We start from the raw sequence: 18,753 nt of genomic DNA on the forward strand, positions 1-18,753 counted from the left end.
TTGATTCGGCACACCGCGCCTCGTCGATTCGCGTTGCGCCCGGTCGGCGGCGCGACAATACCGCCACCGGCGAGCCGGTCGTCGAAGACGTCCCCGACGGGCAGTGGAGTCGGCCACCGGCGTTCGAATCAGGTGGCGGCGGGCTCGTCTCGACCGCCGACGACTACCTTGCCTTCGCCACGGCTCTGCTCGCGGGCAGCCCCTACCGCGGCGAGCGGGTGCTCTCGCGGCCGTCGGTGACCCTGATGACCAGCGACCACCTGACCCCGACCCAGAAGGCGGTCTCCGGGTTCTGGCCTGGGTACTTCGACACCATGGGCTGGGGTTTCGGGATGTCGGTCCGCACCCGCACGCACCTCGGCCCATCGGTCGGGAGCTACGGATGGCCCGGCTACTACGGCACCGCCTGGTGCAACGATCCCGCCGAGGACATGACGACGATCTTCATCATGCAGCGGGCGCACGCGGGCGACCAGAGGCTGCCGATGTGGCACGACTTCTGGACCGCTGTCTACCAGGCGATCGACGACTGACCGCGGGGGCCGGAGACAGCCACGTCAGGCGACGGTGTCCGCACGCGCCGCCCGGAGACCGGCCAGTGACTACTCACTCGAAGGAGTTCTCCCGGTTGGGGGCGGGACCTGCCGCGATGACGACCAGCCGCACTCTCATTGCCAGGGTGAAGGCCAGCGGGAGGGAACAAGTCCCACCCGGGGGGCGGCCGGAATACGGCAGAAAGGGGCCGCGGCGGCGACCGGCGCGTGGTCGACGCCCAGCTCGCTGACTTCGCCCCTCAGTGTTCGGCACCAGGAAAAATTGGGTGGCCTTGCCAGCCCCTCCCGCCTTACCTTCTAACTGGATCTTCTTCTCCGACCCACTCACAAGAGGACTTCACCCCGCGTGACGCCGCCTGCTCTTTAGACCTGACACCTTCCCCGTGCATCGGTCGCCGACGTCGCCGTCGGCTCTTTTCCCATGCCTTTCGTCAGGTCTTAAGAGAGATCATGTCTACGCGTCCTCATATCGTGCTGTCCCAGACCGTTCGGCGCACGCTCCTTCCCCTGCTCGCGTTCCGCTGCGTCCACTGCCATTACGGCCTCGCCAGCACCGGCGACGGGAAGTTCCGCGTCAATGCCGCCGGCAAACTCCTCGACATCTGGCTCCTGGTCGCCTGCGTTTCCTGCGACCGCACCAGCAAAACCACCGTTCACGATCGCGTCCCGGTCCGGTACCTGGATCCGATCCTGCTGGAGGGCTACTCCGGCAACTCCTCTTCCCTTGTCGCCCGCGTCCTTCTCGACCCGTTGATCGACCGGCGCAACCGGTTCGACTCATCCTGTGAACTGCTCGCCCCGTCCCCTCCCGAAAGCCCCTGGCCCGTCCAGGTTTCGGTCATCTTCAACGACCCCGTGCCCCTTGGCCCCGAACGGCTCATCACCCAGAGGGCTGGGCATCAGCCGCGGGGAAATCGCTCGTCGCGTCAAGATCGGCATTGCGCTGGACCGCAGAACTCACAGGGATTTCTCGTTCGTCCTGCTATCAGCCGCCGCCGTGGGCCTGAGCCGGAGCGAGAGGCAAGGTGGCCTTGCCCCGGACTGCATCACGCGGCGGTCCGCGCGCGGTCGCTCATGACCGGGCGCGAACGAAGGTCAGGGCCGGCCCGATACCGGCCACGAAGGTGATCGCCCGGGGTGCATACATCCGGACGTGCCGATGAGCGTGCGTCCTTCCGCCCGCCGGGAAAACCCATTGCGAGTGGCCGGGACCGGATGTCTGGTTGATCGGCCACCAATCAGGAGGGAACATGACGCCCATGGCGCTGCCCACCCCCACGCTGCACACCCCTCGCCTTAGACTGCGTCCCTTCGACGACGCGGATGCGAACGACCTCTTCGCGCTGCACAGCAACGCCTACGTGCTGCGCTACTGGGACGCGCCACCGTGGAGCGAACGCGTCCGCTCTGAGCGGTTCATCACGGCTTGCCGGCAGATGGCAGAGGGGGGCACCGGGGCGCGGCTTGCCGTGGATCGTGACTCCGACGGGGCGTTCATCGGCTGGTGCAGCCTGACCCGTTGGAATCCGGACTACCGCAGCGCATCGCTGGGCTACTGCTTCGACGATGCAGCGTGGGGCCACGGCTACGCGACGGAGGCCGTGCGCGCTTTGTTGCGGTGGGCATTCGACACGCTGGACCTGAATCGCGTCCAGGCGGAGACCGATACACGCAACGTGGCATCTGCCCGCGTGCTGGAGAAGCTCGGGTTCGTGCGTGAAGGGACGTTGCGCGAAGACTGCGTCGTGAACGGCGAGGTCTCTGACTCGTGGGTCTACGGGCTGATCAGGCGAGGGTGGCGGCCGTCGTCCGAGCCGGTGCCCGCCCGCTGAGTCCTCGCTCCCTCGCGCGACGTCGCCCGGCATCCGGGTGCTTCGCTTCGCTGCGTCGAGGGGCCGGCATCGGGCATTCTCATGCCGCCGACTGCGGCGCTACGCAGTGTCACAACAACCGGATCAAGCCCGGCGCCCGGTCGTGAAAGGAGTGAGGCCGCTGCCGTCGCGTGACCTAAGAGGGATGTCTTCTTTCCCAACGTGGCCGATGTAGACGATGACTGCCTCGGGAGGGGTTGCCGGCCGTGCCGGCATGGGCTCGGCGTCGGCGTACAGCCACAGGTAGTGTGGTGTCCACGGCAGGATTCCGCCGGTCTCGCGGCAGCCGTGATAGACGGAGTGCTGCAGCAGCAGGGGCCACCCGAGGCGGCGCAGGTGGTCGACGAGTTGGGCTACCATCGCCGCGCGGGTGGCTCCGTTGGTGGCCGTCACCACAAACCGCCGTGCAGTTGCCGCTGCTGCCGCCGTCGGCGCAATTGTCGGCTGACCTCAGGTGCAGCGTTGGCGGCAGTGGAAGTACCTCGCTGTCGCGGGCGGCGAAGCAGAGCAAGTCATCATTCTCGTCGAGGACCACGGCGAACCCGCAGCAGGCGCACACCAGCCATACGGTGGCGAGCGCCGCCACGGCGGTGACCCACTGCCGGACCGGTACCGTGAGCGCGGTTGGCCCTATCCGGACACGACCGTCGGAGGGCACGAACCAATCTGGCTGTTTGCCTTGGCTCCTGCCTGGCGGCCGCGAGCCGTGACCTCGCCACCCCGCCCTTACCGCTGTACCACCGCTTCCTCGGCTCGGTACGCCAGCGCACCATCGCGGAGCCGGGAGCGAACCGCTCGTTGTATCAGGAACGTTGCACCGTTCACCCGCATTCACCAGAAGCCGCGGCGCTCTCCATCCGAGACCGTCATAGACGGCGGGTCGTGACCTTGCCTTGCGCGACCCGCGATTGTCGCCGCTCGGCGGGTGGGAACGCGGCGCGGTAGACGCGGGGCGGTACGCCGACGACCTGGCGGAAGGACTCGCGGAAGGCCGTCGGTGAGGGGAAGCCGACGAGCGTCCCGATTCGTTCCACTGGCTGGTCGGTGCGTTCCAGCAGTTGCTGCGCGCGGCGGATCCGCTGCCGGTTCAGCCACCGCAGCGGCGTGGTGCCGGTCTGGTCTCGGAAATGCCGGCTGAGGGATCGGGTGCTCATCGCGGCGTGCGCGGCGATGTCGGCCAGAGTGAGCGGACGATGCAGATTGTCGGTCAGCCAGGCCAACAGCGGTTGCAGACCGTTCTCGGCCGGCGGGGGCGGCTCGTGCGCGATGAACTGCGCCTGGCCGCCCGCGCGCTCCAGCGGCATGACACAGCTCCGCGCGGTCTCGGCCGCGACCGCGGCGCCGTGGTCGCTGCGCACGATGTGCAGGCACAGGTCGAGTCCGGCCGCCGCGCCCGCGGAGGTGAGCACGGGTCCATCCTCGACGAACAGCACGTCGGGGTCGACGGTGACGTCGGGACAGCGGCGGGCGAGCTCGGCCGCGGCGGCCCAGTGGGTGGTGGCCCGGCGACCGTCGAGCCGCCCGGCGGCGGCCAACAGAAAAGCCCCGGTGCAGATCGACACCAGCCGGGCCGCAGTGGCGGAAAGAGCTTCCAGTATCCCGACGTCCACCGCCTCGTCGAGGTCGGCCATTCCCGGTACGACTACCGTGCCGGCTTCGGCCAGCGCAGTGAGATCGTGCGGCGCCCGAAGGCCGACCGCGCCGGCGCGTACCTCGGCCGTGGCCGCACAGACGCGGACCCGGTAGGCCGGACGGCCGTCGGCCAGGCGCACCCGACCGAACACCTCCACCGGCACGGACAGGTCGAACGGGACGACGCCGTCGTAGGCGAGTACCACCACATCGTGCATGGGAACATCCTGGCGCGAATCCGTCGACTGTCGGCTCGCCGCCCCCTGTCAGGGGCACCGACTCGGCCCTAGATTCGACCGCCATGACGATTCTCGTGCCCCTGCTCATCGGCGCCCTGTACGTGGGCCTCAACGCGCTGATCCGCGAGCCGCACCGACGCCACGTCAACGCGGTCATGGTGGGCGGTGCCGGAGCGGCGTACCTCAGCGGCGGTGGTGTCGGGGCATGGGAATTCCCCTTCGTCGCCCTGATGGTCTACGTCGCATGGCGGGGGCTGAGGTCCTGGACATGGATCGGCGTCGGCTGGCTGCTGCACACCGCCTGGGATGTCCTCCACCACCTGAGGGAGCCCCAATCATCCCGTTCGTGCCCGGCTCGTCGCACGGCTGCGCCATCTGCGACCCGGTCATCGCCCTGTGGTGCCTGACGGGCGGCTGGTCGGTGACGGAACAGCTGCACCGCCTCCGCCCGCGACACCCCGAGCCGGGTGAAGGCTGGGCCCACTGCCCGTTAGCCGGAACCAGACGTGGTCACGACCAGGATCAGCCAGCCGGCGCGCACTCCTGGGACTGACAGGCGCGGCAGGAGCAGGTGTTGCCGCGGCCATCGCCGGCTTCTCGTCCGCACCTGGTGGGCAGAGCCCGACTTCACCGATGAACCGTTCACGCTCGGGGTCGCCTCCGGGGATCCGCTCCCCGACGGCGTCGTACTGTGGACCCGCCTGGCCCCGGACCCGCTCGCTGCTGACGGGACCGGTGGAATGCCGCCGCACGTCGTGCCGGTGGTGTGGCAGGTCGCCGCGGTGAAGACCGAGGCGGGCGCACGCCACCCTTACCGGCACGTTCCGGCGTTGTCGAGGCAACTCATGCTCGAAGTCAGGTGATGTGCCGCAGGCGGTTCCGGGGAACGCCTGCGGCTGCCAGCAGGTCCGCGAGGGACGCGGAGGAGTGATCGAGGTAGACGGCGACCTTGTGGTCGTCACCGAGGTGGCAGGCGGCCGCAAGAGTACCGAGGTTGATCGGGTCGAGGTCCTGAACGTCGGCGAGGTCCATGACCAGGCGCAGAGGCCGCGTGTGCCGGATGGCCTGGACCAGTGTGCGGCGCAGCCCGAGGGCGTCCGCGGCGTCGAGGACGCCGTAGGGGTGGATGACGAGGGTGCCGTCGGGTCTGGTTTTGATGTCGACCGTGGTGGCGGTCATCGCGTTACCTTCCGTTACCCGGTGTTCTCCGAATCGTCAGGTTAGGGTCCGCGCCGCGGGAGGGTCGAGTGTTCTCGGAGAAAGTTCACCTGGTCACGGCCAGGTCACGACCGCCGCGATGAGCGTGAAGACCGGCGGTGATCACGCAGAACAGCAGCCCCGTCGCGATCAGCGGTCGATTGAGCACAGGATTGCCCGCACCCGGCTGACTCATGACAAGCCATGTCATGCCGCCGAGCAGGGCGAGTACGGCCACCACAAGAGAGAGCATTCTGGAACCTGACTGGTCGGCGCTGTCGAATCCAGTCTTCGCCCGGGCGCTGGACCCGGGCTGGCGCCTGCTGCTGGCTTTGCGCGTGCGCCCCGACTTCGCGGCTCGGCCATTTCGGCCACTGTTCGAGACGGTCTGCGATCACGGGCTCGGTCTGGACGCAAGCGGTCCCGCAGGTAGGCCTCACCGACTACGGGCAGGTGGTCGAGGCATTCATGGCGGGTCGACGAGCACGGGCGGGCAGTTCTCCGCTGCCCGCCCACGTCGAACCGTCAGAGTCGGTCGAGCACCGCGAACGGGTCAGCGCCGTCGCCGCAGTCGACGGCCGCGATCCGGCGCCGCAGCGTGAATGTCTCGCCCGGCGCGAGGGTCACCTGCCGCTGGCTCATCACCCAGTTGTAGGCGGCGTACGCGACGAAGCTCGTGTCCTCGTAGAGCAGTCCGTAGGTCTGCCGGTCCGAGCCGGTCATTCCGAGCCAGGGCGCGGTGGGCGGGTAGTCGGCCGGGGTGCCACTGGTGATGGTTCCGTGCCCCGGGACGCCGCTGCGTTGGCCGGCGCCGTCGTGGTCGAGCGCGTCGCCGGTCCAGAAGGTGCGCGGCGCCGTGCCGAGGTTGGTGAAGGCGCTCTCCGCCGTCACCCATGGCTCGTTCGGTTGGATGGTGTAGGTCGTGACGACCCGCAGGTCGGGCACGGCGGTGCTGGCGCCCGTGGCTCGTACGGTCGCCGCCGAGCCGCCGGCGGAGAGCACCTCCACGGTGGTGGACCGGACGGTGCGCTGCTGCCAGGCGTTGCCGCCGCGGGGCTGCGTCGCCGAGGCGTACGGCAGGTTGATCCAGTCGAGCTGGTCGAGGTGTCCGACCGCAGCCAGGTCCAGTGGCTTGCCGACGGTGACTCCGGACAGTTGCGGGTCGTCGGTGCCGGCCGAGACGGCCAGCGCCATCAGGTCGTTGCCGAGCACCAGGTCGGCCGTGCCGGCCTGGGACTGGGGTCCGGGGATCGTCCGACCGGCGCCGGCCCTGGTCGCGGCCCGGTGCAGCGGCAGGTCGAGCTTTGTCGGCACGCCTTCGATGACAGTCACGGGATGGCTGACCGGCTCGTAGCCGACCCCGTTCACGGCGACGGTGTACCTGCCGGGCGGGGCGAAGGCGAGCACTTCGCCCGACGGGTCCGTGGTGCTCGCCACCGGCGGGATGTCGTCCGTCGCGGTCACCGTCACCTGCACGTTGGGCAGGGCGGCGCCCGTGGCTGCGTCGGTGACCCGGGCGATGATGCCGTCGCCGGCGTCAATCCGGTGCGCTCCCGGTGCGCCGCCGAGCACCTCGAACGCGGCGATGGTGTAGGCCGGCGAGGCGGCGTCTCGGGCGTTCAACACGATGCGCAGGTCGGTCCGCCAGCGCTGCTCGGTGACGTCGCAGATCACGTAACCGCGATAGCTGCCGTTGTAGAACTTGACGTGCGGGTTGGCCGCGAGGCCGGCCCGGACGTCGGCGTCCCACCCGGCGCCGGAGGAGATCGACGTGCCGACGAACTCGGTGGCGACCGTCTTCGAGCCCGGGTCGGTGAAGTCGGTCTTCAGGTCGTTGACCCAGTGGGTGTGCCAGTCCCCGCTGAGGACGATGGGATTCGAGACCTGCCGCGTGGCGATGAAGTCGAGAATGCGGGACCGCGCCGGCGGATACCCGTCCCACTGGTCCAGGTTGACGATCTGCCCGGGCCCGAGGTCGTAGTCGAAAGCGGCCATGATGGTCTGCTGGGCGATGACGTTCCAGCGTGCCTTCGACCGGCTCAGCCCGTCGAGCAGCCACCGCTCCTGCTCCGGGCCGGTCATGGTGCGGGTCGGATCGAAGACCTCGCCGGTCGGTTCCTTACGCCCGTCCCCCAGCGCCTGGTCGCTGCGGTACTGCCGGGTGTCGAGCACGCTGAACTGGGCCAGCCGGCCGAAGTTGACCCGGCGGTACATGAGCATGTCAGGCCCGGTGGGGCGCTGCTCGGGGCGGAGCGGCAGGTGCTCGTAGTAGGCCTGGTAGCCGTTGGCGCGTCGCTCCAGGAAGGGCCGGCCGTCGGCCGGGCCGGGCGGAATGGAGCCTGCGTAGTTGTTCTGCACCTCGTGGTCGTCCCAGGTCAGGACGAACGGGAACCGGGCGTGGGCGGCGCGCAGGTCCGGGGAGGTCTTGTAGAGCGCGTGCAGCCGGCGAAACTCGGTGAGGCTGCCGTTGGTGGTCTCGTAGATGTAGTCGCCGAGGTGGACGACGAAGTCGAGGTCCTGTGCGGCCAGGTCCCGGTAGGCCGGGTAGGGACCGCCGACCCAGGACTGGCAGGAGACGAAGGCGAACCGCATGTGGTCGGACTTGGCGCCGGGTGGCGGCATGGTCCGGGTACGTCCGGTGCGGCTGTACACCTCGTCGGCGCGGAAGCGGTACCAGTACCAACGGTCGGGGGCCAGGTCGCCCACGACCACGTGCACGGTGTGCGCCGTCCCCGGGGCCGCCGTCACCTCACCCGACTGGACCACGTGACGGAACTGCGGGTCGCGGGCCACCTCCCAGGCGACCTGAACGGGATACGCCGACATCCCGCCGTCAACCGCGTTCAGTGGATCCGGCGCCAGCCGCGTCCACAGCACGACGCTCTCGTGGTCCGGCTCGCCGGACGCGACCCCGAGGGTGAACGGCGCCGGGTCCAGTTCGTCCGCGTACGCCGCAGGAAGCTCCGCGACCAGTTGGCTCACGGCAACCATGCCGGCGGTACCGCCCGCGAGGGTCAGGAACCGTCGCCGGCTGATGGGGGATGCGTCCGCCACTGCCACACCTGCTTTGATCGAGACGAAGTAGTCCCGACAGCGTCGACAGTCCGACCGCCTGGCTCCTGAAGATCATGTGAAGGACAGCGGTCCGGCGAGTGAGAATTCCGCTCAGGTGGCAACACAAGCAGACGAGGCGCAGGTTGAGGCCCTCCGCAAGCCTGCACGCCGATGCCTCGCGGAAACTTTGGGCAGGAGTGACGCGTGGCGGAGCAAGGATGGACTGACCCATCTCGTGGTGGTCAGGTGCAGTGGGGGGGGTGCCGGCGGTGCGGGCTTTGCGGACGGCCTGGAGCTGGAAAACGACGGGCGGGCGATGAGCCGGCCGTCGCGGACCGCGGCGGCATCCCGGTTCGGTGAGATTCGTCTGGCGCGGGGAGTGCGGGCGGGCGCAGCGGGCGACTTGGGCGGATCGCCTGTTGCGGGGTCGGCTGGTTGACAGAGTGAGGCGGTGGGAGGCTTCGGTCCGGTCCGGGTGGCGCGTGGGGAGGGCAGCGTCACTCGGCTGGAGCTGTTCCTGGACCTGATCTTCGTTTTCGCGTTTTTGAACGTCACCGGGCTGGCGGTCGAGCAGTTCAATCCGGCGGGCGTTCCTCGGGGTCTGCTGCTGCTCGTGCTGCTGTGGGGTTGCTGGGCGGCCTATGCCTGGCTCGGCAACGTGGTCCGACTGGACCGGGGCGTCATGCCGTTGTTCATATTTGGCATCAGCGCGACGCTGTTCGTGATGGCTCTGACGGCCCGGGAAGCCTTCGTCGACCGCGAAGGTGGGCTCAACGGGCCTGTTGTGTTCGCGGTTTGCTACGTGATTGCACGCAATGGCCCTCTCTTCGTCGCTACCGCCGCCGGAGTGGTGGAACCGGGAACCCGGCGAAATCTTCGGAAAGCCTGGCCCGCGAGGTTGGCGGGCTCGCTGGCGCTGCTCGCTGCCGCCATCCTTCCCGATCATGTCCACGGCGAGGTGACCCGCGAATGGGTCCGCTTCACGCTGGTGGCCTGCGTGATCGTCGCCGATTACGCCGGGACGCTACTGCTGGGCAGCGCCAGCTGGCACATCAAGTCCATCTCGTACTGGGCCGAGCGGCACAGTTTGATCATTTTGATCGGTTTCGGCGAGGCGATCATTTCGATTGGCCTGAGCCAAGGGGCGGCAGTGGCCCAACCTCTCACTGTTCAGGTGTTGGCCGGCACGCTGCTCGGTGTGGTCCTTGCCGGGGCGCTGTGGTGGACCTACTTCGACATCGCCAGGTTCGCGGCGGAGCAGGCGATGGCAGGGGTGTCGGAGGCCCGGCGAACCGTTCTTGGACGCGACGCGTACAGCTTCCTGCACCTGCTCATGACGGCCGGCCTCGTCCTCGTCGCTCTCGGCCTGCACACCGCGCTCTACGAGCTGCGGCTGGCGTCGGAGATGCCGATCGGGAGGATGGGACTGCTGGTGCTCTACGGCGGGGTGATCCTCTACCTTGTCGGGCTGATTCTGTTCGAGCTGCGTACGCTGCGCCTGCTGGGCCGGTCACCCGTCCTCGGAGTCATCCTCGTCGGGTCACTCGCACCGATCGCGCTTCAGCTTCCTGTGCTGGTCCAGGTGGGCCTGCTCACCGCCGCGGTGGGCGCGATGGCGCTGGCCGACGCGACTGTCTTCCGGCACCGGCACCGCCAACTGCACGCTGAGATTCAGCCCGTGCTGAAGCAGGGCGGTGTGACGCCGAAGGAACTCTTCTTCGATCTGGTCTTCGTATACGCGTTCCTGCAGGTTACCGCTGTTATGTCCGGCGATCCGACCTGGCGGGGGGTGGTGCGCGGGCTGCTGGTGCTGGTTGTGCTCTGGCTCGCCTGGTGCGTCTACACCTGGCTGGGTATCGGGGTCCGCTCGGAGCACCCCGTGGTGCGCCTGGTGATGGTGCTGGTCGTCGCACTCACCACGTTCATCACCTTGGCCAGCCCGCAGGCATTCAACGATGCCGTCGGTGGTCTGTCTGGGCCCCTTGTCTTCGTGGCCTGCTACGCCCTGATCCGGCTGCTGTTCCTCGGCACATCCTGGACTGTCGTCGTCCGGCAGGCCCCCACGCAGCGGGCCAGCGTGGCGCGCAGCGCGGTGCCGACGATGCTCGCGCTGGTCATTCTGCTGGCTGCCGCGTTGATCCCGCAGCCGGCGGGCGACGTCCGGCTGCTGACGCCGGTCCGTGCCGGGCTATGGCTCGCCGCCATCGCCGTGGACCTGGTCGGCAACAGACTGGTCGGGCCCCACTTGCCGCCGGCCTGGTCTGCGAAGCACTGGGCCGACCGGTACAGCCTGATCATCATCATCGCGCTCGGTCAGGCGGTCATCTCGATGGGCACAGCCGCCGTGTACACACCGATCTCCGCCCAGATCATCGTCGCGGCCGGTCTCGGCACGGCGCTGCTCGCCGCACTCTGGTGGATCTACTTCAGCACAACCGCGGTCCACGGCGAGCCGGCCCTGGCCGCCAGCGAACCGGCACGACGCTCGAGACTTGCCGCCGACGCCTACGCGCTTCTGCATCTGCCGATGGTCGCCGGGGTCGTGCTGGTCGCGCTCGGGCTGGGCAAGACGATGTCCGTGCTGGGCAGCCAAGGTCTGCTCGACGGGGCCCCTGTCTACCTGCTCCCGCACTTCGCCCTCTTCGGCGGCGTCATTATCTACCTGCTGGCGGACCAGGGGTTCCGCTGGCGGCTGTCACGTCACGTTGACCCGCCACGGATCGCTCAGACCTTGGTAGTGACAGCACTGACGCCCGCCACCGCCAACCTCCAAGCGCTGACCGCACTGGCCATACTGACCGCAGTCTCCGTCGGATTCTCCATGATCGAAATGGCACAGCGAAACCATGAGGGCCGCATCAAGATCACATTCCGATTTCCCAGGTCGACCGGCCGGCCACACAACCGCCCCACTCAGGACGGCTGACCTGCCACTGAGTGGACGCCAGGTACTCGAACCCTGAACCCCTCCGGCGTTCTCCTGATCAACTCCAATCGGACGGATTGGCCGCCTGACCCGAGCGAGTTCTTCCCCTGCCCTACGCGGTTGATAGCCCCTAGTCGGCATCAGTCGCGCCCGGCGTATGCCCGATGATCTTGCTGATCTCCGAGGCAACCCACCCCCAACGCCTCCGGCTCACCGAGGTCCAGCTCGAATGCCCGGGTCGGCCGATCCCGCAGTGTCGGGCCGTCCCGCCCCGGATGACCCGACCTCCATCCCGTGGTCGAGTTTCGCCGGCTCCCGTGGTGGTACCTGGTCCGCATGACGAACCCGGTTGATCCCTCCCCGCCCAACGAACTCGACGAACACGCCGGCGGTGCCGACCCCGGACCCGGCGCACCGGACCAGCTCCACGCCGACCCGGCCAAGCCCGACGAGCAGTTCCAGTCCCCGATGGGCGTCGCCGGGATCTCGTCGGGCGGCACCTCGCCGGCGGACGAGAACCCGGCCGCCGACCCAGGCGGCGCGCAGCGCGGCAACCAGTGACGACACGGCCGTACCGTGCCGGTGGGCTCACCCGGGCAGGGCTCAGCCCTGTCAGCAGCTCCCATCGCTCGTCGGCCCCGACCATGCGTACGCCGGTGCGTCGCGCCGGTCGGCCTCGGCCTCGATCACCGCGCGTATTGGCCCGTCGGCAGTTCCCCTGACCTCGGCGACTTTGGCGCAGCGCGCCGAGACGGGTGCTGGAACGTCGACGAACGGCGCTTCGCCGAGGGCTGTCATGGTGCCGGCGACGAGGATTGGGGCTTTAACACCGGGCCGCCGCAAAGCGGTGAGGCTGCCCCGGCGGACAAGGAGGTTGGCTCAGTTCCACCGGCGAGCTGTAATCCTAGCCGTCTCGAAAGCAGCGATAGGTGACCACGTCGGAGTTGCCGAAGAGGTCACCGAGCAGGAAGTCCTGGTCAGTGCGGTGGGCGATCCTCGCCGGGTCGCCCGAACCGGCGACGAGCGCCCCGCAGCCCGCCGCCAGTGCGAGCCGCGCGAGCACCGTGCCCACCTTGCCGGCGCCGAGCATGCCCAGGGCCTGTGGGCGTCGCCCTCGGCCCGGGCTGGCCTCAGGACGCGTCCATGACGGCGCAGACGCTAGGTCGCGTGCGAAGCCGAGGTCGCCAAGAAGGGTCATCACACGGTTTGGACGCGCATTCCCCTTTGGCCAATCCGAATTCACTGCGCCCCTCTACCTTGCCATCGGATCACGACCGAGACACACCTGGCCAATCTTGAAGAGATGAGGATCGATGGCACTAAGCAAGCGGGTGGGCCTGAGTGCGGCCATGGCCGCCCTGACCCTGACGCTGCCGGGCGCCGCGTCCGCAGCCGAGCGGAGCACGTGGGACCGGGCCGAGTTGCAAAAGTTCGCCGCACTGCCGGCAACGACCTTCGTTCCCGGCAGCGAACCGTCCGGCTCGTCGCTCGGCACTGCCCCCATCAACGGCATCATCCCGCCGTTCGCCGAGCAACCGATCCAGGGGTTCAGTGGCGTCCTCCGCAACACCGACGGCACCTTCGACGTGCTGTCCGACAACGGCTTCGGCAACAAGGCCAACAGTGCCGACTTCCTGCTGCGTGTCCAGCGGGTCGCGCCCGACTTCACCAACGGCGCCGTCGACGTGGTCGGTGGCATCAACTTGACCGACCCGTACGGCAAGGTGCCATTCCCGCTCACCCGCGCCGACCGCGTGCTGACCGGCGCCGACTTCGACGTCGAATCGATCACCCGGACGGCCGACGGCACGTACTGGATCGGTGACGAATTCGGCCCGTACCTGCTGCACTTCGACCGGGCAGGCCGCCTACTGCAGGCGCCGGCGCCGCTGCCGGGCGTGTTCGCTCCCGAGAACCCGACCCGCGGCACGACCCCGGCCAACCTCGCCAGCAGCAAGGGCTTCGAGGGCATGGCCCAGTCGCCCGACGGCGGCACGCTCTACCCGCTGCTCGAGGGTACGGTCGCCGGCGACCCGGCGGGCACCCTGCGGCTCAACGAGTTCGACGTCAAGACGAACGCATACACCGCTCGGCGCTGGACCTACGCGCTCGACGCTCCCAACCACTCGATCGGTGACACGATCATGGTCGACCGCGACCGTCTCCTGATCATCGAGCGGGACAACGGCCAGGGCGCCACGGCGAAGGTCAAGAAGATCTACCTCGCCGACAAGCGCGACCGGGACCAAGACGGCCGCCTCGACAAGACGTTGGTCGCCGACCTGATGAACATCGCCAACCCGCGGCACGTCGGCGGGTTCGAAGGCACCTTCACGTTCCCGTTCCAGACCATCGAGGACGTGGTGATCCTCGACGACCGCACGCTGGCCGTCCTCAACGACAACAACTTCCCGTTCTCCGCGGGCCGGACGGCCGGACAGGCGGACAACAACGAGTTCATCGTGATCAAGCTGGACCGCGGCCTGGACGCGGACAAGCGCATCCTGCGTCGCTACTGACCCGATGCCCGGGTGGGCGGCCCGATCCGCCGCCCACCCCGTACCGGCCGACCGCAAGTCGGCCGCCACCACCTGATCTGCGCCGCCGCCGCGCCGGGCGGAGGAATGAACGCCCCGTTCAGCGATTCCGTCGACGTGCCGGACGACGTGCCGCTCGACGTAGTCGAAAAGTCATACAGCGGACGCCGGGCTTCCACGGATGGCAGCAACCGTCGTGGCTGTCTTCTCCGGCAATGCAGTCCGAAGCGTCGGTGAGTAGTCGGCTCACCAGATCCGGAACGGCCGCGCGGGCTGCACGCAGCTGGCCCAGGCCCAGCGCGGGCAGGGACACCATCGCGACTCGGCGCCGGGCGGAGGTCTGCGCGACCAGCGGCACCCGCTCGGTGTGCAGCGGCAGGTCGGTCAGGCAGATCGCGACGTCCCACCGATCGTCGATGCGCCGTTGGGCAAGATCGTCGAGCAGCGCCTCAACGCCGCCGTCGCGGCGCGGCGCCACCTCACCCCAGCCTTCCGGACGGTCCACCGCACGCCGGCGTCCACCCGCTCGGAGAGCCGGCCGGCCAGCTCGGCGGTGAGCCGCGCGGCCACCCGGGCCGGGTGGTCCGGCGGGGTCGCCACCAGTCCGACGACGAGTTCCGGGCGGCGCTGTTCACTGTGGGTCATCGGTGCTCCTCACCGGTAGCCGGGCTCGTCGTAGGTCTCGTCCGTGGCGGCCCACCCTGCCTGCACGCCGGCGGGGCGGCCACCGGCCTTGACAAGGTGATCTACAAGCAGCGCAACGTCGTGGAGCGCTGCTTCAACCGGCTCAAGCAGTGGCGTGTCGCCGGACGTCCGTCACGGCCGTCTGGCATTCCCGATATCCGCCGCTCGCCACCGGATCCGATGACACCCTGAAGCGGGGAGTGCGGTCGAGCTCAGGAGAGGCGGCATCGGGATCACGGTGAACGGCTTCTGATGCGTACCGCGTTGATCGTGTTGGCTGCGCTGGCGGCGGCCGTGGTCGTGGACCTGGTCACCGGCGTGCTGATCCGCCGGGCTGCCCGTGGCCGCTACAAGTGGCTGCTGGAGCCGCTGCGGCACGCCTGCCGCCGCCCGGCGGCCGCGGCCCTGCTGGTCGGGGCGCTGTACTACGCACTGCCGCCCGGACCGGCCGAGTGGCAGCGTTATCTGCGGCACACCGCCCTGCTGGTCCTGATCGCCCTCAGCGCGTGGCTGGTGATCCGGACATTGAATGTTGTCGAAACGGTCGCGTTCGCCAAGCTGCCCAGCGATCTGGTCACCAGCCGGCGGATCCGGCGGGCCCGGACCCAGATCCGCCCCGTGCGGCGGCTCACCGTCGCCGTGGTTACCGTCGTCGCGATCGGCCTGATCCTGATCACCTTCCGGCCGGTACGCCTCGCCGGCATCTCCATTCTGACCTCGGCCGGCGTGATCGGCGCGGTGATCGGCCTCTCCGCCCGAACCGCGCTCGGCAACGCGTTCGCCGGCATCCAGATAGCCTTCGCCGACGGGATGCACGTCGGCGACGTGCTGGTAGTGGACGGCGAATGGGGCCGGGTCGAGGAGGTGAAGCTGACCAACGTGGTGATCCGGCTCTGGGACGACCGGGTACTCATCCTGCCGACCACGTACTTCACTGAGCTTGATCTTTAACCTGTGCGGCGTGGACGGGGATTGACGGACTTCGGCTTCTTTGCGGCCGGTTTCTTGGCGTTCGTGGTGGTCGCGGCGTGGACGTCGTAGCGCGGGGTGGGGTGGTTGTTGCGGCGGCCGGGTGGTCGTCCCGGTCCTGGTCGGGAGGGTTTGGGCGCGCCGGCCGGACAGGTGGCCTTCGCGCGCAGGTGCCGAAACCCTCGGCGGACGCGGGCGGGCGAGAGACGCTGCGGTGGCGCGGGTTTCTCCCAGGGCCGGCGCAGGTCGGCGGCCAGGGCGCGGGCCAGGCGAAGCTGCGTGTGGGCGGCGAGGATCATCCAGGTCCAGCGGTCGGCGGCCTGCGGGGTGCGGATCTTCGGGCAGGTCCAGCCGAGGGTCTGTTTGAACAGGCGGAACGTGTGTTCGATGTCGAAGCGGCGCAGGAACGTCTGCCAGAGTCGGTCGACATCAGCGCTGGTGGCGTCGATGCCGGACCACCACAGCCAGACCGGTTTCGGGGTCGCGCCGCTGGGCAGGTGGTCGACTTCCAGGCGGATGACGGTTCCCTCGATGACCGGCAGCGCCTTCGCCGCGTCGATCCAGGCGTTGCGGTGGGTCAGCCGGGGGTGCAGCCGGTCCCAGGCGCGGGCCCACGCCGTGCCGTAGAGGCGGGTGTCGGCAACGGTGGCCGCGTTCGGCTCACCCCACGTGGCGGGATCACCGAAGATGAACTCGCCGCCGTGGCGGGGTGGCCGGCCGATCGTCCCGGGCTGCCGAGGTGGCACGGCCCGGCGCAGTACCCGGTCCGAGCGCATCCGCGCGAGGACCTGCACGGGCAGATCACGCAGGAGGAATGCCAGCCGGGGCGCGTCGTAGCCGGCGTCGGCCACGACCAGGATCTCCAGGTCCCCGGGCCGCCACTGCCCGGCCGCGATCAGCCGCCCCACGATGTCTCGCAGCTGCCCAGCGGTGACCGTGGCCGCGTCATCACCAGGCGCCAGCCGCTGCGCGTCCAACGGCGCCGTCCACGAACTTCGGCCCGACTCCAACGCCACGATCATCGAATACGGCCAACCGGGGACCGGGATGTGCTGGTCCTTGCCGCGGCCGTAGGTGTGACACAGGATCCGCTGCGGTGAGGTGTGCGCGTCCGGCCGCAGCCAGCAGGTGACGTCCACCGCCAGAACAAGACGGCCATCAGCCGCCCGTGGCAACGGCACCGCCGCGAGGCAGGTGCGCAACCGGTCGATGTCCAGCCGCCCGCAGGCGAGGGCGTCATACAACGCCCCGTGACCCCGACGGTGCTCACCTACCAGCGACAACTCCACCAACGACCGGACCGGCCCATCGGCGCACAACACCGCGTCCGTCAGGTCGAACAACGCATCAGCCCGAGCAGTCAAACAGTCATAGAACTCTCGCCGGAACCTGTCCAGCTCCCCGACGGCATCAGCCGGACGACGGTCATGCACACTGGTCACCAGAACAGCCCTTGGTTATTGATGCTCTTCCCTAGACAAGAAGATCATCAACCAAGGGCTGTTTCCGTGATCGATCGGGGTCCCCACAGGACCCTCGGGGTTAAAGATCAAGCTGAGCGGCCGTTCCAAAACTGGACCCGGAACGAGTCGAGGGTGGTCGGCAAGATCCAAATCCATGTCGACCACACCGCCGACCTGGACGACCTGCGCCGGGAGGCACGCCGACTGGTCGAGTCCTCACCGCTGTGGGACCGAGACCAGTGGGTGCTCCAGATGGTCGACGCCACCCCGCAGACCGTGGTCATCCAGGTGCAGGCCTCGGCCGCGGACGGCGCCAGCGCCTGGGACCTGCGCTGCGACCTACGCGAGGGACTGATCCGCTACATGCGGGACCACCATCCCCAGTGGCTGCCCCGCACCCGCAGCCAGTACCAGCCCTGACCGGCGGGTCATGTCGGGCGCCAACCGGCCCCCGCCGAAGTACACCGGCTGCCTGCCGGGAGTGCGTGCGCCGGGAAGCGCCAGCGCGTACCCGGTGATGTTGCGAGGATCGGTGCTGCTGCGTCAGTCGGACCAGCACCCCTGCCTCGCGTAGCCGGGCGAAGAACTCCTCCTCGGATCCGTGGGTGTGTGGCCCGACAGTCGATCAGGCGGTGTCGCCGCCTGCGTCCAGTAGGAGAACCTCGTCACGCGCCGCGCCGCCGTTTGGTGGCGATCTTGTCGGCGACGGCGACGGCCGCCTAGCGGTGCAGGCGTTTGACCACGCTCTGGTAGGTGTCTCGGGTGAGTGTGGTGGTGGAGTGCCCGAGTTGGTCGGAGACGACTTTGATGTCGACGCCGGCGTCGAGGGCGAGGGTGGCGGCGCCGTGGCACAGGTCGTGCAGTCGGATGGGTGGCAGCCCGGCTTGTTTGACGAGGCGGCGGAAGCGTTGGGTGACGGCGTTGGGGTGCCATGGTCTGCCGTCGGGGCGGACAAAGAACAACGTCTACCTGCGGGAGGACGCCCTCACCGACCCGCTCGACACCTGGCTGGCCTCCGCCTCCGCGCCGGACCGCATCGAACGAACGATCAGCGCTGTGGCTAACGCCCCGGCCACTGATGATCTACCCGCCCTTGGCACCGCAGCCCGGGCAACCATCGCCGACTGCGACGCCAAGCTTGAGCGCAACCGAGCAGCCCTCGACGCCGGAGCCGAACCGTGCTCCGCGACGCAGACCCCGCTGACAAGGCCGAGGTCAAGCGTCAGCTCGGCCTCCGACTCACGTACCAGCCAGAAACGCAAACGGTGCGCGCTGAAGCTGATCTCAGCGCGCACCGTGGGGTTATGGGTCGTGTCCGAGGGGGGACTTGAACCCCCACGCCCTATACGGGCACTAGCACCTCAAGCTAGCGCGTCTGCCATTCCGCCACCCGGACCTACTCGTCCAGCCTACCCTGTCGGCGTCGCCGGCTCTCCCGCCGGTCAGCCGCCCCTGGTGGGCCGCACGGGGCATTACTGTACACGGCCGAGATGGATCATGCACATCGCCGCCGGCCCGGTGCAATGTCGCGACATCTGCCCAGGTCAGAGGCATGGGGCGGCCAGGATCGGCGGGGGCGTGCCGTCCGGCGGGTAGCGTCCGGGCACCGTCTACCGGCAGCATTGCT

At 69.0% G+C, this 18,753-nt stretch carries 18 protein-coding genes, 1 tRNA gene and 1 pseudogene; 10 read left to right on the forward strand and 10 right to left on the reverse strand.

Features of this window, described 5'->3' with window-relative positions:
- The first annotated feature begins 26 nt into the window (after positions 1–26).
- The 3 genes from ACTMTB_RS16685 (at position 27) to ACTMTB_RS16695 (ending at position 2,386) form a co-directional block, all read left to right on the forward strand.
- The gene (locus ACTMTB_RS16685; RefSeq protein WP_441146821.1) at positions 27–533 is read left to right on the forward strand and encodes a serine hydrolase domain-containing protein; all 507 of its coding nucleotides are present in this window, start codon (positions 27–29) and stop codon (positions 531–533) included.
- A gap of 471 nt (positions 534–1,004) precedes the next feature.
- Complete coding sequence (locus ACTMTB_RS16690; RefSeq protein ID WP_441146600.1) at positions 1,005–1,682, forward strand: DUF1062 domain-containing protein; 678 nt, start codon at positions 1,005–1,007, stop codon at positions 1,680–1,682.
- A 131-nt stretch (positions 1,683–1,813) separates the two neighbouring features.
- Entirely contained in the window at positions 1,814–2,386 is a 573-nt protein-coding gene (locus ACTMTB_RS16695; RefSeq protein WP_441146602.1) for a GNAT family N-acetyltransferase, read from the forward strand.
- Positions 2,387–2,509: 123 nt separating this feature from the next.
- On the opposite strand, the gene ACTMTB_RS16700 is transcribed toward ACTMTB_RS16695, so the two are convergent.
- Both ACTMTB_RS16700 and ACTMTB_RS16705 read right to left on the reverse strand, forming a co-directional pair.
- Positions 2,510–2,818 carry a hypothetical protein gene (locus ACTMTB_RS16700; RefSeq protein WP_441146604.1) on the reverse strand — a complete coding sequence of 103 codons (309 nt, stop codon included), beginning with the start codon at positions 2,816–2,818 and terminating at the stop codon, positions 2,510–2,512.
- A gap of 473 nt (positions 2,819–3,291) precedes the next feature.
- Positions 3,292–4,275 (reverse strand): GlxA family transcriptional regulator, encoded by a 984-nt coding sequence (locus ACTMTB_RS16705; RefSeq protein WP_441146606.1) that lies wholly within the window; start codon positions 4,273–4,275, stop codon positions 3,292–3,294.
- An 83-nt stretch (positions 4,276–4,358) separates the two neighbouring features.
- On the opposite strand from ACTMTB_RS16705, the pseudogene ACTMTB_RS16710 reads away from it, so the two are divergent.
- A pseudogene (locus ACTMTB_RS16710) lies at positions 4,359–4,849 on the forward strand (DUF6010 family protein).
- A complete protein-coding gene (locus ACTMTB_RS16715) occupies positions 4,803–5,159 on the forward strand; it encodes a PhoD-like phosphatase N-terminal domain-containing protein (protein WP_441146608.1) in 357 nt (118 codons plus the stop codon). The pseudogene ACTMTB_RS16710 and the gene ACTMTB_RS16715 overlap by 47 nt, the downstream one beginning before the upstream one ends.
- Here the strand turns inward: ACTMTB_RS16715 and ACTMTB_RS16720 are convergent.
- The 3 genes from ACTMTB_RS16720 to ACTMTB_RS16730 form a co-directional block, all read right to left on the reverse strand.
- On the reverse strand, positions 5,152–5,475 hold the full coding sequence (locus ACTMTB_RS16720; RefSeq protein WP_357606698.1) for an STAS domain-containing protein: 324 nt from the start codon (positions 5,473–5,475) through the stop codon (positions 5,152–5,154). The genes ACTMTB_RS16715 and ACTMTB_RS16720 overlap by 8 nt on opposite strands.
- Before the next feature lie 85 nt (positions 5,476–5,560).
- Positions 5,561–5,746 carry a hypothetical protein gene (locus tag ACTMTB_RS16725; protein ID WP_441146611.1) on the reverse strand — a complete coding sequence of 62 codons (186 nt, stop codon included), beginning with the start codon at positions 5,744–5,746 and terminating at the stop codon, positions 5,561–5,563.
- 272 nt (positions 5,747–6,018) lie between these two features.
- On the reverse strand, positions 6,019–8,547 hold the full coding sequence (locus ACTMTB_RS16730; RefSeq protein ID WP_441146613.1) for an alkaline phosphatase D family protein: 2,529 nt from the start codon (positions 8,545–8,547) through the stop codon (positions 6,019–6,021).
- 451 nt (positions 8,548–8,998) lie between these two features.
- Here ACTMTB_RS16730 and ACTMTB_RS16735 point away from each other — a divergent pair, with 451 nt between their 5' ends.
- Together ACTMTB_RS16735 and ACTMTB_RS16740 are read left to right on the forward strand one after the other, a co-directional pair.
- Complete coding sequence (locus ACTMTB_RS16735; RefSeq protein ID WP_441146615.1) at positions 8,999–11,473, forward strand: low temperature requirement protein A; 2,475 nt, start codon at positions 8,999–9,001, stop codon at positions 11,471–11,473.
- Positions 11,474–11,809: 336 nt separating this feature from the next.
- Positions 11,810–12,034, forward strand: coding sequence for a hypothetical protein (locus ACTMTB_RS16740; RefSeq protein ID WP_441146617.1), 225 nt, complete (start codon positions 11,810–11,812; stop codon positions 12,032–12,034).
- A gap of 343 nt (positions 12,035–12,377) precedes the next feature.
- Here the strand turns inward: ACTMTB_RS16740 and ACTMTB_RS16745 are convergent, their stop codons facing one another.
- Positions 12,378–12,563: a hypothetical protein gene (locus ACTMTB_RS16745; protein ID WP_441146619.1), complete on the reverse strand. Its 186-nt coding sequence runs from the start codon at positions 12,561–12,563 to the stop codon at positions 12,378–12,380.
- Between the two features lie 223 nt (positions 12,564–12,786).
- Here ACTMTB_RS16745 and ACTMTB_RS16750 point away from each other — a divergent pair, with 223 nt between their 5' ends.
- A complete protein-coding gene (locus ACTMTB_RS16750) occupies positions 12,787–13,992 on the forward strand; it encodes an esterase-like activity of phytase family protein (protein WP_441146621.1) in 1,206 nt (401 codons plus the stop codon).
- Between the two features lie 118 nt (positions 13,993–14,110).
- On the opposite strand, the gene ACTMTB_RS16755 is transcribed toward ACTMTB_RS16750, so the two are convergent.
- Positions 14,111–14,515: a hypothetical protein gene (locus tag ACTMTB_RS16755; RefSeq protein ID WP_441146622.1), complete on the reverse strand. Its 405-nt coding sequence runs from the start codon at positions 14,513–14,515 to the stop codon at positions 14,111–14,113.
- 431 nt (positions 14,516–14,946) lie between these two features.
- Here ACTMTB_RS16755 and ACTMTB_RS16760 point away from each other — a divergent pair, with 431 nt between their 5' ends.
- Positions 14,947–15,645, forward strand: a complete 699-nt coding sequence (locus ACTMTB_RS16760; RefSeq protein ID WP_441146624.1) for a mechanosensitive ion channel family protein — start codon at positions 14,947–14,949, stop codon at positions 15,643–15,645.
- Here the strand turns inward: ACTMTB_RS16760 and ACTMTB_RS16765 are convergent.
- Positions 15,642–17,105: an NF041680 family putative transposase gene (locus tag ACTMTB_RS16765; RefSeq protein WP_441146626.1), complete on the reverse strand. Its 1,464-nt coding sequence runs from the start codon at positions 17,103–17,105 to the stop codon at positions 15,642–15,644. The two genes, ACTMTB_RS16760 and ACTMTB_RS16765, sit on opposite strands and share 4 nt — an antisense overlap.
- 153 nt (positions 17,106–17,258) lie before the next feature.
- Here ACTMTB_RS16765 and ACTMTB_RS16770 point away from each other — a divergent pair, with 153 nt between their 5' ends.
- Positions 17,259–17,546 (forward strand): hypothetical protein, encoded by a 288-nt coding sequence (locus tag ACTMTB_RS16770; RefSeq protein ID WP_441146628.1) that lies wholly within the window; start codon positions 17,259–17,261, stop codon positions 17,544–17,546.
- Positions 17,547–17,845: 299 nt separating this feature from the next.
- Here ACTMTB_RS16770 and ACTMTB_RS16775 read toward each other — a convergent pair whose 3' ends face one another.
- Both ACTMTB_RS16775 and ACTMTB_RS16780 read right to left on the reverse strand, forming a co-directional pair.
- On the reverse strand, positions 17,846–18,088 hold the full coding sequence (locus ACTMTB_RS16775; RefSeq protein WP_441146630.1) for a tyrosine-type recombinase/integrase: 243 nt from the start codon (positions 18,086–18,088) through the stop codon (positions 17,846–17,848).
- A gap of 350 nt (positions 18,089–18,438) precedes the next feature.
- Positions 18,439–18,522, reverse strand: a tRNA-Leu gene (locus tag ACTMTB_RS16780).
- Positions 18,523–18,753 lie beyond the last annotated feature (231 nt).

The organism is Micromonospora sp. L32, from assembly GCF_052068055.1.
Taxonomy (GTDB): Bacteria; Actinomycetota; Actinomycetes; order Mycobacteriales; family Micromonosporaceae; genus Micromonospora; species Micromonospora purpureochromogenes.

Bases quoted from the DNA above. Each gene is read 5' to 3' on its own strand.
- ACTMTB_RS16750 (WP_441146621.1), top strand. From the start codon at position 12,787: ATGGCACTAAGCAAGCGGGTGGGCCTGAGTGCGGCCATGGCCGCCCTG.
- ACTMTB_RS16740 (WP_441146617.1), top strand. From the start codon at position 11,810: ATGACGAACCCGGTTGATCCCTCCCCGCCCAACGAACTCGACGAACAC.
- ACTMTB_RS16725 (WP_441146611.1), bottom strand. From the start codon at position 5,746: ATGCTCTCTCTTGTGGTGGCCGTACTCGCCCTGCTCGGCGGCATGACA.
- ACTMTB_RS16690 (WP_441146600.1), top strand. From the start codon at position 1,005: ATGTCTACGCGTCCTCATATCGTGCTGTCCCAGACCGTTCGGCGCACG.
- ACTMTB_RS16695 (WP_441146602.1), top strand. From the start codon at position 1,814: ATGGCGCTGCCCACCCCCACGCTGCACACCCCTCGCCTTAGACTGCGT.
- ACTMTB_RS16705 (WP_441146606.1), bottom strand. From the start codon at position 4,275: ATGCACGATGTGGTGGTACTCGCCTACGACGGCGTCGTCCCGTTCGAC.
- ACTMTB_RS16745 (WP_441146619.1), bottom strand. From the start codon at position 12,563: ATGCTCGGCGCCGGCAAGGTGGGCACGGTGCTCGCGCGGCTCGCACTG.
- ACTMTB_RS16760 (WP_441146624.1), top strand. From the start codon at position 14,947: ATGCGTACCGCGTTGATCGTGTTGGCTGCGCTGGCGGCGGCCGTGGTC.
- ACTMTB_RS16720 (WP_357606698.1), bottom strand. From the start codon at position 5,475: ATGACCGCCACCACGGTCGACATCAAAACCAGACCCGACGGCACCCTC.